Source organism: Trinickia symbiotica (assembly GCF_003028655.1).
Lineage (GTDB): Bacteria > Pseudomonadota > Gammaproteobacteria > Burkholderiales > Burkholderiaceae > Trinickia > Trinickia symbiotica_A.
Genome location: NZ_PYUC01000007.1, coordinates 360,031 through 374,309, shown reverse-complemented (window position 1 = coordinate 374,309; position 14,279 = coordinate 360,031). Strand labels below are relative to the sequence as shown.

The window sequence follows — 14,279 nt, the reverse complement described above, 5'->3', positions numbered from 1 at the left end:
AGGACACCAGGACACGCGCAGTGCTCAGCCGCGCCGCTGGCGGCACTGCTCGAAAAGACAGACGGCCGCGGCCGCCGCCACGTTCAGCGACTCCATGCCGCCCGGCTGCGGAATCGTGAGCCGGTAGCTCACCGCTTCACGCCAGGCGAGCGAGACGCCCGCCCCTTCGTTGCCGAACACCCAGGCAACCGGCCCGGACAGATCGCAGTCGTAAAGCGCCGCATCGGCGTGAGAATCAGTGATCGCCACGGGCACCGCCAGCCGCTCGACCAAAGTGTGCGGTTCGATGTCCTCGTGCACGTCGAGCAGAAAGTGCGCGCCCATGCCCGAGCGCAAGACTTTCGACGACCACGCGTAAGCGGTCCCCGGTCCGCAAAACACCTGCTTTACGCCGGCCGCGGCCGCGCTGCGCAGAATGGAGCCGACGTTGCCGGCGTCTTGCACCCCATCGAGCACGACGCAGGTCGTCTCGATCCGCTCCGGCAATGCCGGCGCAAGCTTCGGTACGACGAAAAGCAACCCAACGCCGTTGACCACGTTCGAAACCTGGCCGAAAAGCGCCTCCGGCAGCGTAACGACGCGCGATGGATCGACGCGGCCGACGATCGCCTGTGCCTCCGCATGCCGCATGGCCTCGTCGGTCACGACGCAGGTCTCGGGCTCGCCGGCTACGTCGAGATAAGCGCTCGCAAGATGAAAGCCCTCGAGCAACGCGTGGCCGCTCTTGCGCTGCTGGTGCGTCGAGCCGGCGAGCGCCTTCAAGCGCTTGTAGAGGGGGTTGTCGCGCGAGGTGATCGCTTTCACGGGCGGCGCTCGGCGTCGCGATCGGTGGCCGCGGCGTCGCTGCCGGCCACGGCCGCGCCGCCGCCCGTATCGTCGGCGGCCAGATCCGCGAAAGGTGCCGCGTCGGACGCGCCGGCCTCTCGCGCAAACTCGGCGGCGTCAGCCTCCGCCTCGGCGTCGGCATCGGCATCGGCATCGACGAGGTCGAACGCTTCCTCGATCGTCGCCGGTGCGACGACGGCGACGCCCCGCGGCAGCTCCACTCGAATGCCGAGCCGCTCGTACGCCTCGCGCACGGGCGCGAAAGAGCGCCGATGATGCTCGCAGGGGCCGTGCGCGAGCAGCGCGGCCAGATGCTGGGGCGTGCTGTAGCCGACGTGCGAATCGAACCCGTAGACCGGAAACTGCTCATGCAGCTCGGCCAACATCCGATCGCGCGTGACCTTGGCCAGAATCGACGCTGCCGAAATCGCGGGCACAAGCGCATCGCCGCCGATGATCGCCTCGCTGCGCACGGACAGCGTGGGACAACGGTTGCCGTCGATCTTGGCCAGCGTCGGCGTGACGCCCAACCCTTCTACCGCGCGCTTCATTGCGAGCATCGTCGCATGCAGGATGTTGAGCGTATCGATTTCCTCGACGCTCGCGGAAGCGACGCAATAGGCGATCGAGCGCTCGACGATCTTCTTGTAGAGCGCCTCGCGCGTCTTCGCATTGAGGACCTTCGAATCGTCGAGCCCGCGAATGCGGCGTTTTGGGTCGAGAATCACCGCCGCCGCGACGACCGGTCCCGCCAGCGGCCCGCGGCCGGCTTCGTCGACGCCGCAGACGATATCGAGCGGCGACTCGAAATCGAGCGCGGTCTGAGCGGGCTTGGCCGCTCTCACGGTTGCCGCCTTGCCTGTTTTCGTCGTCGCTTTCATCGCCGTCTTCGCCGATGCCGGGGACCTGGCGGACGGGTTCGAATCCGCCTTCGCGTGCTTCGCCGCGCTGCGCGCCGGCGCTTTGCCGGCGGCTGATACGCCGGTGCGCCGCTTCGTTGCCGATGCCGTCATCTGCGCAGCTTCCTTGCCTCGATCACGCGCTCGACGGCCTCGGCCGCGCTTTGCGCCGTGTTTCGCCGCAGCGTGTGGTGCATCTGCGTGAATACGTCGACGAGCGTGCGCCGATTCGCCTCGTCGTGCAACTGCGTCAGCGTCGCGTCGGCGAGCGCTTCCGGTGTCGCGAAGTGCTGCAGGATCTCGGGCACGACGAAGCGCCCGGCGAGAATGTTCGGCAGGCCGACGTACGGCAGATAGCCCTGCCGCCGCATGATCTGCCCCGTCAGCCAGGGCACCTTGTACGAAATCACCATTGGCTTTTTGAGCAGCGCGGCCTCCAGCGTCACTGTGCCGCTCTTGACGAGCACCGCGTCGGCGGCCGTCATCGCGCGCTGCGCATCGCCATCGGTGAGGGTCAGCGCCAGCCCGGGGTGCGCGTCGACGAGCGGCTGCAACAACGCGCGCAACGCCGGGGTCGCGGCCGGCATCACGAAACGAACGCCCGGCTCACGCTGCTGGATCAGCGCCATCGTGTCGAAGAAAGTCGGACCGATCAGCGCGATTTCGGAGCGCCGACTGCCGGGCAGCACGGCGATGACGGCGCCGCCTTCGGGCAAGCCCAGCGCCCGGCGCGCGCCGGCCATATCGGGCTCGAGCGGAATTTCGTCGGCAAGCGGATGGCCGACATAGGTGGCCGCCACGCCCGCCTTCTCTAGCAGTTCGATCTCGAATGGAAACACGCAGAGCATGTGATCGACGGCCTTGACGATCTTCTTGATGCGGCCGCCGCGCCAGGCCCAGATCGATGGGCAGACGAAGTGGATCGTGGGAATGCCTGCCGCGCGTAGCGCCTCTTCGAGTCCGAAATTGAAATCGGGGGCATCGACACCGATGAACGCATTCGGCCGCTCGGCGAGCAGCTGACGCTTGAGCTCGCCGCGAATGCCGAGGATTTCGGGGATGTGCCGCAACGCCTCGACATAGCCGCGTACGGTCAGCTTCTCCATCGGCCAATGCGCCTCGAAGCCGTGAGCGATCATGCGCGGACCGCCGATACCGTAGTAGCGCGTCTCTTCGGGCAAGCGTCGCGCCAGGCCGCCCAGCAGCGCGCCCCCGAGCAAGTCGCCCGACGGCTCGCCCGCCACCAGGGCGATGCGCAGCGGACTCGTCTCCAACGGCATTTAGCGAATGATGCCGCGCTGCGACGTCTCGATGAACGCAATCAGCTTGCGCACATGCTCGTCGCCATCGCCGCCCGCCGACGCGAGTTCGGCAAGCTGGGCCTTCGCGTCTTCGAGCGAAAGGCCGTTCTTGTAGAGCAAACGATAGGCCGTGCGCAACGCCGAGATCGAATCCGCCGAAAAGCCGCGGCGGCGCAAGCCTTCGACGTTGATGCCGTGCGGCTCCGCCTTGTTGCCGGCCGCCATGACGAACGGCGGCACGTCCTGCACGACGGCCGACGCGCCACCGAGCATGGCGTGATCGCCGATCTTGACGAACTGATGGACGCCCGACATCGCACCGACGATCGCCCAATCGCCGACAGTCACGTGTCCGGCCATCTGAGCGTTGTTCGAGAGGATCACATGACTGCCGACACGGCAGTCGTGCGCGATATGGACATACGCCATGATCCAGTTGTCGTCGCCGACCGTCGTCACGCCGCCGTCCTGCGTCGTGCCCGTGTGAATCGTCGTGAACTCGCGGATCGTATTGCGATCGCCGATGACGAGGCGCGTCGGCTCGCCCTGATACTTCATGTCCTGCGGCCGGCCGCCGATCGACGCGTAGTGGCCGATCCGGTTGGCCGCGCCGAGGGTCGTATGGCCTTCGATCACGCTGTGCGAGCCGACGACGGTGCCTGCTCCGATCACGACATGCGCGCCGACGATGGAGTACGGACCGATCTCGACATTGTCGGCGAGTTCGGCGCCGGCCTCCACGATTGCGGTGGGATGAATCTTGCTCATGCGGCTTGGCCCTTCCTTATTGATCGCCTGTGTGCTTCACGGTGCACATGAGGTCCGCTTCCGCGGCGGTCACGCCGTCCACTTCCGCGCGCGCCTTGAATTTCCAGATACCGCGCATGTAGCGCTCGAACGACGCATGCAGGATGAGCTGGTCGCCCGGCTCGACGACACGCTTGAAGCGCGCGCCGTCGATGCCGACGAAGTAATAAAGCGTCTTCGTGGGATCGTGCGGCTCCTCGGCGAAAGTCAGCAGCGCCGCTGTCTGAGCGAGCGCCTCGAGGATCAACACGCCCGGCATCACCGGTCGTTGCGGGAAATGCCCCATGAAATAGGGCTCGTTGATCGACACGTTCTTGAGCGCCTTGATGCTCTTGTGCGGCTCCAGCTCGAGCACCCGATCGACGAGCAAGATCGGATAGCGATGCGGCAGCAGGGTAAGAATCTTGTGAATGTCGAGATTGATTTTTTCGGTGCTCATGGTCTGTCTGCTCCACGCCTGACTGCGCGGATGATAACTGCGGATACTTCAGGCGAAGTGCGCGCGCCGCCGATGACTGGGCTACGCGCCGCCGTCGCGCTTTTCGACTGCCGCCTCCAATGCCTTGATTCGCTCGCGCAGCTTGTCGAGATTGCGCATCAGCGCGGCACTCTTGTTCCATTCCGCGTGCTCGACGGCCGGGAAAGCGCTCGTGTAGATGCCCGCCTTCGGCAACGATTTGGATACACCGGACTTCGCCGTGACGATCACGTAATCGCCGAGCGTCACGTGCCCCGCGATGCCGACCGCGCCGCCGATCATGCAGTGCTTGCCGATCGTCGTGCTGCCCGCGATGCCGGCACAGCCCGCGATCACCGTGTAGGCCCCAATGCGGCAGTTGTGGCCGATCTGGACGAGGTTGTCGATCTTGACGCACTCCTCGATGACGGTATCGGCCATCGCGCCGCGATCGATCGTCGTGTTCGCGCCGATTTCGACATCGGCCGCGATCGTCACGCCGCCGACCTGAGGAATCTTGACCCAGGTGCCGGTACGCGCGTCGCCGGCACCGGTGAAGTCGGGAGCGAAACCGAACCCGTCGGAGCCGATGACGGCGCCCGCATGGACGATCGCGCGCGGCCCGATCTTGCAGCCGTGATAGACGGTCACGTTCGGGTAAAGATGCGAGCCTTCGCCGATCCTCGTGCCGCGTCCGACGAATACGTTCGCGTCGAGCCGCACGCCCTCGTCGACGATCGCACCGGCTTCGATCACGACATGCGGACCGATGACGGCGCCTTTCGCCACCTGCGCGGAAGGATCGACGACGGCGCTCGGATGCACACCGTGCGGCAATGCCGGCGCCGCGAGATCGATGAACATCTGCGCGACGCGAGCGAAGTAAGCGTAAGGATTCGGTGTGACGATGAAGCTACGCCCTTCGTGCGACGAGAGCTTCTCGAGATCGGCCGGCGCGATGAGCACCGCGCCCGCGCGCGTCGCTTCCACTTGCGCGAGGTACTTCGGATTGGCGAGAAACGCGAGCTGATGCGGTTGCGCCTGATCGAGCGGCGCCAGCCCGCCGACGCGCACCGTGGCGTCGCCTACGATCTCACCGCCGAAACGCTGAGCGATTTCTTCCAGCGTCAATGCCATTGCCCTGCGACTCCCGCGGTTCAGTTCGTTGCGGCCGGCTGCGATGCCGCGAGCGCCTTCAGCACCTGATCGGTGATGTCGATGCGCGGGCTCACGTAGACGGCTTCCTGCACGATCAGATCGTAATGCTGCTGCTCGGCGATCTGCTTGATGACCTTGTTGGCCTTGTCGAGCACGGCGGCGAGCTCTTCGTTGCGGCGCTGGTTCAGATCCTCGTTGAACTCGCGGCGCTTACGCTGAAAATCGCTATCGAGATTCGACAGGTCGCGCTGCTTGTCCGCCCGCTCGGCCGGCGACAACGACGCGCCGTTCTTATCGAGCGCATCCGACATCGTCTTCAGCCGCTGCGCCATATCGCGCAGATCCTTGTCCCGCTTCGCGAACTCGGCCTCGAGCTTCTTCTGCGCAACTTGCGCGGCAGCCGATTCGCGCAGGATGCGATCGGAGTTGACGGCCGCGATGCGCGCTTCCTGGCCGACCGCCTGCGCGCTGCCCGCACCGAGCGCGGCGATCAACGTCGCGGCGCACATCAAGCGTTTCGAAAACGAACCGGTTAGCAAAATCTTCCTCTCGATGCTGTTTGAGCCGACGCGATCAGAACGCCGTCCCGATCTGGAACTGGAACTTCTGGTATTGGTCGCCCGTATGTTTCTGGAGCGGGAAGCCGAGGCTCAGCTTCAGCGGGCCGATCGGCGAGATCCAGGCAAGACCGACACCATAGCCGTACCGCAGGCCGTTCGCCCCCGTGCTGTTGCCCAAGCTGCCCCAGACGTTGCCGCCGTCCAGGAACGTGAAGACGCGCAGCGTGCGGTCGTAGCCGGTGCCCGGCAGCGGGAACGTCAGCTCGATGTTGCCGACGACCATCCGCGAGCCGCCGATCGGGTCGCCCGTCGTTTGGTCGCGCGGACCGAGCGAACTCGGCTCGTAGCCCCGCACCGAGCCGATACCGCCCGCGAAGTAGTTCTTGAAGATCGGGAAAGGCTTGCCGCCGAGGCCGTTGCCGTAGCCGCCCTGGAGGTTCAGGCCGAGCACGAAGCCGCGCGCGAACGAGTAGTAGTACTGCGCCTGCACGTCGGCCTTGTAGTACTCGGTCGCGCCGATCGGCGTGCCGTATTCGGCGTTCGCCTGCGTGTAGTAGCCGCGGCTCGGCACGAGCGCGCTGTCGCGCGCGTCCCGGGACCAGCCGACGGTCAGCGGAATGTTGTTCGAGACGCGCCCGAACGAGCTCACGTAGTCCTTATAGCTTTGCGGCGTGTTGGAATCCGTATCGAGCCGGTTCTGCTCGAAGCCCGCGCCGAAGTAGACGGTATCCACTTCGGAGAACGGTATGCCGAATTTCAGGTCGCCGCCCGCCGTGATGATCCGAAAGCTCGAAGTCGTCGAGTAATAGAGCGGCTCGGTGGTGCGGTAGTAGACATCCGTGATTCGCTTGATGCCGTCCACCGTGAAGTACGGATCGACTTGCGTGACCGTCAGCGTCCGGTAAGTGCGCGCCGTATTGACGTTGACCGAGAGGCTCGTGCCCGAGCCGAACACGTTGTCCTGCGAGACGCCGGCCGACAGCACGACCTTATCCGTCGACGAGAAGCCGGCACCGAGCGTGATCGCGCCCGTCGGCTTCTCGGCCACCTTCACGTCGACGTCGACCTGGTCCGCCGTGCCCTCGACGGGCACCGTGGTCACGTCGACATCGGTGAAGTAGCCGAGCCGGTTGATGCGGTCTTTCGAGAGCGCGAGGCGGCTCGAATCGAACCACGAGCTTTCGAGCTGGCGCATCTCGCGGCGGATCACCTCGTCGCGCGTGCGCGTGTTGCCGGTGATGTTGACGCGCCGCACATAGACGCGCCGGCTCGGGTCGACCTGCAGCGTCAGGGCCACTTTGTGGTGCTGCTGATCGATATCGGGCTGCGCATTGACGGTCGCGAACGCATAGCCGTACTCGCCCAGCTTGTCGACGATCGCCTTCGTGGTGGCCTGCAGCTTGTCGGCCGAGAAACGCTCGCCCGGCTTGATCTTGATGAGCTTTTGCAGCTCCGGCCCGCGATCGAGCAGATTGCCGGCGAGCTTGATGCTCGAAATCGTATAGGGCTCGCCCTCATGCACCGTCAGCGTGAGGTACATGTCTTTCTTGTCGGGCGAGATCGAGACCTGCGTCGACTCGATGTTGAACTCGAGGTAGCCGCGGTTCAGATAGTACTTGCGGACGTTTTCGAGGTCGGTCGTCAGCTTGTCCTTCGCATAGAGGTCGTTCTTCGTGTACCACGAGAACCAGTTCGGCGTGGAGAGCTGCATTTCGTCGCGCAGCGTGCTCGTGCTGAATGCGTGGTTGCCGACGAAGTTGACCTGGCGAATCTTGGCTTTCGGCCCTTCGGCCACGGAGAACAGAACCGACACACGGTTCTGGTCGAGCGGCGTGACCGTCGTCGTCACTTCGGCCGCGTAAAAGCCGCGCGTCAAATATTGGCGCTTCAACTCCTGCTCCGCGCGATCGACGAGCGACTTGTCGTAATAGCGCCCCTGCGACAAGCCGACGGTCTTCAACGCCTTCAACAGCGCATCCTTCTCGAACTCGTGCAGCCCCGAGAAGTCGATCGAGGCGATAGCGGGCCGCTCGATCACGTTCACGACGACGATCTGGCCTTCGGTCGAAATGCGTACGTCGTTGAAGAAACCCGTCGCATAGAGTGCGCGAATGGCCTCCGATGCCTTGTCGTCCGTGAACGTATCGCCTTGCTTGATCGGCAGGTAGGCGAACACCGTGCCGGGTTCGATCCGTTGCAGCCCTTCGATTCGGATGTCTTTCACCACGAAAGGCGTCGTTGCATGAGCGACGAGCCCATGAGCGGCGAGCGCCGCGGCCGCGACGGTATTACGAGCAAAGCGATGAGGTTTCAACAACGTGCATCCCCAGTATTTTTAGCTGCAACCATCCTTGAGCGGCCTGCCGAGGACAGGAGCCGCCGGACGCATTAGAAGTGGATTAACCGAGCCAGATCGTTGAATAGCGCGATGGCCGACAAGGCGACGATGCAAACGAGGCCGGCTCTTTGCAAAACGAGCTGCCAGCGTTCCGATACAGCCTTGCCGGTCGCGGCTTCAACCAAATAATATAACAGATGCCCCCCGTCCAATACCGGAATCGGCAATAAGTTCAACACGCCGAGGCTGATGCTCACGAGCGAAAGAAAGGACAGGAAAGGCTCCCATCCGAGGCGCGCGCTCTTGCCTGCATAGTCGGCGATCGTCACGGGACCCGACAGATTCTTGATCGAGGCCTCGCCCGTCAGCATCCGCCCGAACATCCGCAGCGAGTACACGCCGATCTCCCAGGTGCGCCGCGCGCCGCGCGCGACGCTCTCCAGCGGGCCATAGCGGACGTCGACCGTCGACACTTTGGTCGCGAGCGCGGCGCCGATGCGGCCGACCTCGAGGCCCGTCTCGCGATCGCGGCGCGCTTCGGGCGTGATCGTCACGGCGATCGGTTCCTTCGTTGCGCCGCCACGCTCGATCCTGAGGACGATCGGGCGCCCGGCGTGCGACTTGACATAGGCAATGAACGCCTGAGCCCCATCGACGCGCCGGCCATCGACGCCGCGCAGCGAATCCCCCGGCGCAAGGCCTGCGCGCGCGGCCGCGCTGCCGGGCTCGACGGCGGCGACCGAGAGCGTCCCGCCTTCGTCGAAGCCGAGTTTCGACATGAAATCGTCGTCGACGTCGCGATCGGAAACCTTGCTGAGGTCGACCTGAAAGTCGTAGACGCCGTGCCCGTCGCGCGCCCGCATGACCACGCGCCGGTGATCGAAGGCGGCATCGAGCAGCTTCCAGCGCAAGTCCGACCACGACCGCACGGGCTCGATATCCGCGCCGTTTTCGTCGCCGATCGAGAGGATCGTCTCGCCGCCTTCGAAACCCGCGCGCGCGGCGACGGTGCCGGCCGGCGGCGTCGCCAGCGTCGCCGTCGGCTCGACGACGCCCGTCGCGAAGACGACCGCGAACAGCACGATCGCCAGCACGAAGTTCGCAAGCGGACCGGCCAGCACGATCGCGATGCGCTTCACCACGGATTGGCGGTTGAACGCGAACGGCAGATCCTTCTCGTCGATGCCCGGACCAGGGTCGCGCTCGTCGAGCATCTTCACGTACCCGCCTAGCGGCAACGCCGAAATCGTCCACTCCGTCCCGCTCTTTTTGCCGACCCAGCGCACGAGCGGGCTGCCGAAGCCGATCGAAAACCGCAGCACCTTGACGCCGCACAGTCGCGCGACGCTGAAGTGCCCGTACTCGTGTACGACCACCAGCACGCCGATCGCGACGGCGAATGCGGCGATTTCGATCAGCACGTTCATCGATGCCTCACTGCACCGCGCGATCGGCGGAGCCGGCGCTGTTGGGTCGACGGCCGGCGGCCGATCGCGCCGCGATGAAATCGAGCGCCGCGCGCCGCGCCGCGGCGTCGGCGTCGAGCACGTCCGGAAGACCGTTCGGGGTGCGGTTCGGCAGCGCGTCGAGCACGGCGGCAACCGTCTCCGCGATCGTCGTGAACGCGATGCGCCGCGTGAGGAACGCCTCGACGGCCACCTCGTTCGCGGCATTGAGCGCCGCGCTCGCGACGCCGCCGGCGGCTAGCGCCTGCATCGCGAGCGCGAGACACGGAAAGCGCTCATAGTCGGGCTTCTCGAACGAGAGCGATGCGACCTGGGCCAGGTCGAGCTGCGGGACGCCTGAATCGACGCGTTCCGGAAACGCAAGCGCGTGAGCGATCGGCGTGCGCATGTCGGGATTGCCGAGTTGGGCGAGGACCGAGCCGTCCGCATAGGAGACGAGCGAATGAATCACGCTCTGCGGATGGATCAGCACGTCGATACGCTCGCCGGGCAAATCGAACAGCCAGTGCGCCTCGATGACTTCGAGGCCCTTGTTCATCATCGTCGCCGAATCGACCGAAATCTTGCGGCCCATGACCCAGTTCGGGTGCTTGCAGGCCTCGTCGGGCGTCACGTCGGTGAGTGTCGCCGGATCGCGCGTCCGAAACGGCCCGCCCGACGCAGTCAAAATGATCTTCGCGACACCGCCGTGCAGCGGAGCGCCGCCCGACGCCACCTCGCGCGGCAAGCATTGGAAAATGGCGTTGTGCTCGCTGTCGACGGGCAAAAGCGTCGCGCCGTGATCGTGCACGGCATCCATGAAGATCGCGCCCGACATGACGAGCGCTTCCTTGTTCGCGAGCAGAATCCGCTTGCCCGCCATGGCCGCCGCGAGCGTCGGCGCGAGACCCGCGGCGCCGACGATCGCCGCCACCACCGTATCGCAGGCGGCGCTTTTCGCCACCTCGACGAGCGCCTCCTGGCCGTAGGCCACTTGCGTGGCCGAGCCGGCGGCGCGCAGTTGCACCTCGACGCTCGCCGCCGTATCGGCATCGCCGACCACCGCGACATCGGGCTGGAATTTCAGGCATTGCGCGACGAGCTTCTCGCCGTTGCGATGGGCCGTCAGCGCGTGGACCTCGAAGCGTTCCGGGTGGCGGGCGACGACGTCGAGCGTGCTGTCGCCGATCGAGCCCGTGGAACCGAGCAGTGTCAAACGTTTTTTCATATCTCTTTCCCGAGGCCTCAGCGCAGCTTGACTGAAGCCCTAACCCTCATCCTCCGACGCAGCGCGCTAGCCGATGAAGAGCATCGCGAGCGGCAGCGCCGGCAGCAATGCATCGACACGGTCCAGCACGCCACCGTGCCCCGGTAGCAGGCCGCTCGAGTCCTTTACGCCGGCCTGACGCTTCAGCATCGATTCGAACAGGTCGCCGACGATGCTGAACGCGACGATGAGCGTCAGCACGAGCACCGCGCGCGCCCATCCGAGGCGTGCGCCGAGCGTCGTGAAAAGCGTTGGCGCGAGCGCATGCGTGGCGAGCGCGGCCACCCCTACGACGATAACGGCGATCCAGCCGCCGAAGGCCCCCTCCCACGTCTTGCCGGGGCTGATCGCGGGCGCCAGCTTGTGTTTTCCGAATGCCTTGCCCGAAAAGTATGCGCCGATGTCGGCGAGCCAGACGACGATCAGTATCGACAGGACAAACGATACGCCGATCGCGCGCGCCACGACGAGCGCATGCCAGCACGCCGTGAACACGACGATCCCGGCCACAAACAAAAAGACGCGCCATGCGCCGTGCGCGAGCCGCGGCTTGCGTGCGAGCACGAACGGCCCCGTCAGCAGCCAGAATACCGCCGCCGCCTCGAATAGAGGCCGCGCGGCGCGCATCCCGGGGCCGAGCCTCGTGCTCGCGAGTACCGCGAGCGCTGCAAGCGCGGCATAGCCCACCGCCGTCATGCCGGTGAGATTCAAAAGACGTGCCCATTCCCAGGCCGCCAGTACGACCACGAGCCCAATCAGCGCGCCGAACCCGGCCGCCGGCGCATAGAGCGTCACCGGAACGAACACCGCCAGCAGCACGACGGCTGTGACGACACGGGTCTTCAGCATGGGAGCGAATCGGCGTCCTGCGATTGCGGCTCGAGCTGAGCGCTCGTCCGGCCGAACCGGCGCTCGCGCCGCCCGAAGGAGGCGATGGCGTCGGCCAACGTATCGGCGTTGAAATCGGGCCAGAACGTGTCGGTGAAGTAGAGTTCCGTGTAAGCCAGTTGCCAGAGCAAAAAGTTGCTGATGCGCGTTTCGCCGCCGGTACGGATGAAAAGGTCCGGCTCGGGCGCGTAGGCCATCGCCAGGTGCTCGGCGAATGCCTGCTCGTCGATGACGCCGGCGCTGCCTTCGCGCGCGGCCTGCTCGGCGACTTTCCGGGCCGCCTGCAGAATGTCCCAGCGACCGCCGTAGTTCGCCGCGATCGTCAGCGTGAGGCGCTTATTGCCGGCCGTTTTCGTTTCGGCCCGGCGAATGAGGTCCTGAATGCGCGAATCGAATTGCGAGAGGTCGCCGATCACGCGCAGGCGGATGCCGTTCGCGTGCAACTTCCCGACTTCGCGCTCGAGCGCCGTCACGAAGAGACGCATGAGGAACGAGACCTCTTCGACGGGCCGGCGCCAGTTTTCGGAGCTGAACGCGAAGAGCGTCAGATATTCGACGCCGGCTCGCGCGCATGCTTCGACGCAGGCGCGCACGGCATCGACGCCGCGCGTATGGCCGGCCACGCGCGGCAAGCGGCGCTGCGTTGCCCAGCGCCCGTTGCCATCCATGATGATCGCGATGTGGCGCGGGACCGCCGCGACATCAGGCACGCGAACAGTTGAGCTGGTATATGTCATGGCCGCCGATACGAAAAACTGCTGGAAAGAGTGAGATCCGACGAGTCGGTCGAGACCCGGAGGGACCTCAGACGGTCATGATCTCGGCTTCCTTCGTATGAACGAGCTTGTCGATTTCCGCGACGTATTTGTCGGTCAGCTTCTGGACTTCATCGCCGGCGCGGCGCTCGTCGTCTTCCGAGATTTCCTTGTCCTTCACGAGCTTCTTCAGCTGCTCGTTCGCGTCGCGGCGCAGATTGCGCACGGCGACTTTAGCCGTTTCGCCCTCGCTCTTCACGACTTTCGTCAGCTCGCGGCGACGCTCCTCGGTGAGCGCCGGCATCGGCACGCGGATCAAATCGCCCTGCGTGGCCGGATTCAGACCGAGATCCGATTCGCGAATCGCCTTCTCGACGACGGCGACCATCTTCTTCTCCCACGGCTGCACGCCGATCGTGCGCGCGTCGATGAGCGTCAGATTCGCGACCTGGGAAATCGGCACGTTCGAGCCGTAATAATCGACCTGGATGTGATCGAGGAGCCCGGTATGCGCGCGCCCCGTGCGAATCTTGGCCAGATCGCTCTTGAACGCCTCGATCGAGCGCTGCATTTTCTGATCGACGCTCTTCTTTATCTCTGCGACACTCATTTGGACCTCCGAACCTTCATGGCAGTACGGGCCGGCCGCGCCAGCGGCCTCAAACGCCGCTGGCGCGAGGCGCGCCCGCGTCCCTGCGAGAGTTTACACGTGGACGAGCGTACCCTCGTCCTCACCTTGTACGATGCGCTTCAATGCGCCGGGTTTAACGATCGAAAACACACGGATCGGCAGCTTTTGATCGCGGCACAGCGCAAACGCGGTCGCATCCATGACCTGCAGGTTGCGGCCGATCGCTTCGTCGAAGCTGATCGTGGAATAGCGTGTGGCCGTCGGGTCCTTGTTCGGGTCCGCGGAGTATACGCCGTCCACTTTGGTTGCTTTCAGAACGACTTCCGCGCCGATCTCCGAGCCGCGCAACGCCGCCGCCGTATCGGTCGTGAAGAACGGGTTGCCCGTGCCGGCCGCGAAGATCACGACCTTGCCTTCCTCGAGCTGGCGAATCGCTCGCGGGCGGATGTACGGCTCGACGACCTGATCCATGCGCAGCGCCGATTGGACGCGCGCCTCGATGCCCGCATGACGCATGGCATCCTGCAGCGCGAGCGCGTTCATCATCGTCGCCAGCATGCCCATGTAATCGGCCGTCGCGCGGTCCATGCCGGCCGCACCGCCCGCTACGCCGCGAAAGATGTTGCCGCCGCCGATCACCACCGCCAGCTGCGTGCCGAGGTGCACCACCTCGGCGATATCCGTCACCATTCTTTCGATCGTCGCGCGGTTGATGCCGAAGGCATCTTCGCCCATCAAAGCTTCACCGGAGAGTTTGAGAAGAACGCGTTTGTAGGCTGTGGGCATAGCGGTATCCGATCGCGCCGAAGGAGATGACAACAATGTGGAACTGTAGGGGTGAAACCTGAATTGGAGCAAGCGCCGGCGCCTCCTGCATGCCCGCCTTGCCGTGTGCCGCGTGGTCCCGCGCGAGAGGCGCCGAAACGCACGTTTCGCCGCCGGACACTC

General features: G+C 65.2%; 13 protein-coding genes and 1 pseudogene. All 14 read right to left on the bottom strand.

The features are described 5' to 3' along the window. Positions 1-24: 24 nt before the first annotated feature. The 14 genes and pseudogenes from C9I57_RS16395 to pyrH all read right to left on the bottom strand — a co-directional run bounded on the left by C9I57_RS16395 (position 25) and on the right by pyrH (position 14,117). A complete protein-coding gene (locus C9I57_RS16395; RefSeq protein WP_107151687.1) occupies positions 25-804 on the bottom strand; it encodes a TrmH family RNA methyltransferase in 780 nt (259 codons plus the stop codon). Positions 805-989: 185 nt separating this feature from the next. Beyond that, positions 990-1,706: pseudogene (gene rnhB / locus C9I57_RS16390) on the bottom strand (ribonuclease HII); the annotation flags it as partial. 128 nt (positions 1,707-1,834) lie between these two features. Beyond that, positions 1,835-3,004 carry a lipid-A-disaccharide synthase gene (gene lpxB, locus C9I57_RS16385; protein WP_107151686.1) on the bottom strand — a complete coding sequence of 390 codons (1,170 nt, stop codon included), beginning with the start codon at positions 3,002-3,004 and terminating at the stop codon, positions 1,835-1,837. Next, complete coding sequence (gene lpxA / locus C9I57_RS16380; RefSeq protein WP_107151685.1) at positions 3,005-3,793, bottom strand: acyl-ACP--UDP-N-acetylglucosamine O-acyltransferase; 789 nt, start codon at positions 3,791-3,793, stop codon at positions 3,005-3,007. It lies immediately after the preceding gene. Positions 3,794-3,809: 16 nt separating this feature from the next. Continuing rightward, on the bottom strand, positions 3,810-4,271 hold the full coding sequence (gene fabZ / locus C9I57_RS16375; RefSeq protein ID WP_018444209.1) for a 3-hydroxyacyl-ACP dehydratase FabZ: 462 nt from the start codon (positions 4,269-4,271) through the stop codon (positions 3,810-3,812). Between the two features lie 81 nt (positions 4,272-4,352). Continuing rightward, positions 4,353-5,426, bottom strand: coding sequence for a UDP-3-O-(3-hydroxymyristoyl)glucosamine N-acyltransferase (gene lpxD / locus C9I57_RS16370; protein ID WP_107151684.1), 1,074 nt, complete (start codon positions 5,424-5,426; stop codon positions 4,353-4,355). Between the two features lie 20 nt (positions 5,427-5,446). After that, a complete protein-coding gene (locus C9I57_RS16365) occupies positions 5,447-5,986 on the bottom strand; it encodes an OmpH family outer membrane protein (protein ID WP_181321858.1) in 540 nt (179 codons plus the stop codon). 34 nt (positions 5,987-6,020) lie between these two features. Further along, positions 6,021-8,324: an outer membrane protein assembly factor BamA gene (gene bamA / locus C9I57_RS16360; protein ID WP_107151682.1), complete on the bottom strand. Its 2,304-nt coding sequence runs from the start codon at positions 8,322-8,324 to the stop codon at positions 6,021-6,023. Between the two features lie 71 nt (positions 8,325-8,395). Continuing rightward, entirely contained in the window at positions 8,396-9,772 is a 1,377-nt protein-coding gene (gene rseP, locus C9I57_RS16355; RefSeq protein WP_107151681.1) for an RIP metalloprotease RseP, read from the bottom strand. Positions 9,773-9,779: 7 nt separating this feature from the next. Further along, complete coding sequence (locus C9I57_RS16350) at positions 9,780-11,018, bottom strand: 1-deoxy-D-xylulose-5-phosphate reductoisomerase (RefSeq protein ID WP_107151680.1); 1,239 nt, start codon at positions 11,016-11,018, stop codon at positions 9,780-9,782. Between the two features lie 66 nt (positions 11,019-11,084). Next, a complete protein-coding gene (locus C9I57_RS16345) occupies positions 11,085-11,906 on the bottom strand; it encodes a phosphatidate cytidylyltransferase (protein ID WP_107151679.1) in 822 nt (273 codons plus the stop codon). After that, positions 11,900-12,682: a polyprenyl diphosphate synthase gene (gene uppS, locus C9I57_RS16340; RefSeq protein WP_107151678.1), complete on the bottom strand. Its 783-nt coding sequence runs from the start codon at positions 12,680-12,682 to the stop codon at positions 11,900-11,902. Before uppS ends, C9I57_RS16345 begins: the two co-directional genes overlap by 7 nt. A gap of 67 nt (positions 12,683-12,749) precedes the next feature. Beyond that, positions 12,750-13,310: a ribosome recycling factor gene (gene frr, locus C9I57_RS16335; protein WP_026230331.1), complete on the bottom strand. Its 561-nt coding sequence runs from the start codon at positions 13,308-13,310 to the stop codon at positions 12,750-12,752. A 93-nt stretch (positions 13,311-13,403) separates the two neighbouring features. Beyond that, positions 13,404-14,117 (bottom strand): UMP kinase, encoded by a 714-nt coding sequence (pyrH, locus tag C9I57_RS16330; protein ID WP_107151677.1) that lies wholly within the window; start codon positions 14,115-14,117, stop codon positions 13,404-13,406. Positions 14,118-14,279 lie beyond the last annotated feature (162 nt).

Excerpts from the sequence above, each read along its gene's own strand:
- rseP (WP_107151681.1), bottom strand. The coding sequence starts at position 9,772 with ATGAACGTGCTGATCGAAATCGCCGCATTCGCCGTCGCGATCGGCGTG.
- uppS (WP_107151678.1), bottom strand. The coding sequence starts at position 12,682 with ATGACATATACCAGCTCAACTGTTCGCGTGCCTGATGTCGCGGCGGTC.
- frr (WP_026230331.1), bottom strand. The coding sequence starts at position 13,310 with ATGAGTGTCGCAGAGATAAAGAAGAGCGTCGATCAGAAAATGCAGCGC.
- lpxA (WP_107151685.1), bottom strand. The coding sequence starts at position 3,793 with ATGAGCAAGATTCATCCCACCGCAATCGTGGAGGCCGGCGCCGAACTC.
- C9I57_RS16345 (WP_107151679.1), bottom strand. The coding sequence starts at position 11,906 with ATGCTGAAGACCCGTGTCGTCACAGCCGTCGTGCTGCTGGCGGTGTTC.
- fabZ (WP_018444209.1), bottom strand. The coding sequence starts at position 4,271 with ATGAGCACCGAAAAAATCAATCTCGACATTCACAAGATTCTTACCCTG.
- C9I57_RS16350 (WP_107151680.1), bottom strand. The coding sequence starts at position 11,018 with ATGAAAAAACGTTTGACACTGCTCGGTTCCACGGGCTCGATCGGCGAC.
- lpxD (WP_107151684.1), bottom strand. The coding sequence starts at position 5,426 with ATGGCATTGACGCTGGAAGAAATCGCTCAGCGTTTCGGCGGTGAGATC.
- pyrH (WP_107151677.1), bottom strand. The coding sequence starts at position 14,117 with ATGCCCACAGCCTACAAACGCGTTCTTCTCAAACTCTCCGGTGAAGCT.
- lpxB (WP_107151686.1), bottom strand. The coding sequence starts at position 3,004 with ATGCCGTTGGAGACGAGTCCGCTGCGCATCGCCCTGGTGGCGGGCGAG.